This is a genomic window from Streptomyces minutiscleroticus (genome assembly GCF_014650875.1).
Taxonomy (GTDB): Bacteria; Actinomycetota; Actinomycetes; order Streptomycetales; family Streptomycetaceae; genus Streptomyces; species Streptomyces minutiscleroticus.
In genome coordinates, this window is record NZ_BMVU01000225.1 from 1 (window position 1) to 764 (window position 764).

The window sequence follows — 764 nt, forward strand, 5'->3', positions numbered from 1 at the left end:
ATAGCTTAAGCGGGTTTTTCTAACCCATGATTTCACTTTTTGCTCTCTATTATGGAGTGATTTTTGAAAACGGAATTAGCACTTAATGGTGTATTTGTGGGGAATGCGTGCGTGTTTTTGGCGGTATTTGGATTTTTCAAAACCCGATCGTTTTAAAATTTTAACTTACTTTGTCAAAAATTTTTATAGTTTAAGCAAACCTTAAGCTTTGTATGACTATAATTTCATTTCCTTGTTTCAGCAAGGGCTTTTAAAAAGCCGCTTGATAACTTGCAAGGATAGCTGATTAAAGCAAACGATCTTTGAAAACTAAGCAAATTGATAGAAGTTCTTTTTAAGGGATATTCTAAATCATTTAAGGACAACTTATTTGAAAGAGTGAGGGTTTGAATAACTTTTATTCTTTTATAAGAAATTCTTATCCAACTAATGCCAGTCAATACCATTGATTGTATTATATGATTGATGGTTGGATGGCATGAGAGTATTTTTAGGTTAGCGTTTGGCTAAACCTTATTTAAAAAGTTTCTTTCTGTTTTGTTGTTGTAATACTTAAGAACACAACCCGTTTTATTCAATAAAGTATAAAACGAGTTCTTGTGATACGCTAAAGCTGTTGTCAGGAATGATAACAGCCTATCAAAAAACAAAAGAGCTTTAGGACAAACACTTTTATGGAGAGTTTGATCCTGGCTCAGGACGAACGCTGGCGGCGTGCTTAACACATGCAAGTCGAACGATGAACCTTTCTAGCTTGCTAGAAG

1 protein-coding gene and 1 rRNA gene are annotated in these 764 nt (G+C 33.9%); one reads left to right on the forward strand and one right to left on the reverse strand.

The window, feature by feature from the left end:
- Positions 1-224: 224 nt before the first annotated feature.
- Positions 225-446 (reverse strand): hypothetical protein, encoded by a 222-nt coding sequence (locus IE271_RS44480; RefSeq protein ID WP_190195511.1) that lies wholly within the window; start codon positions 444-446, stop codon positions 225-227.
- 225 nt (positions 447-671) lie between these two features.
- Here IE271_RS44480 and IE271_RS44485 point away from each other — a divergent pair.
- Positions 672-764 (forward strand): 16S ribosomal RNA (locus tag IE271_RS44485); the annotation flags it as partial.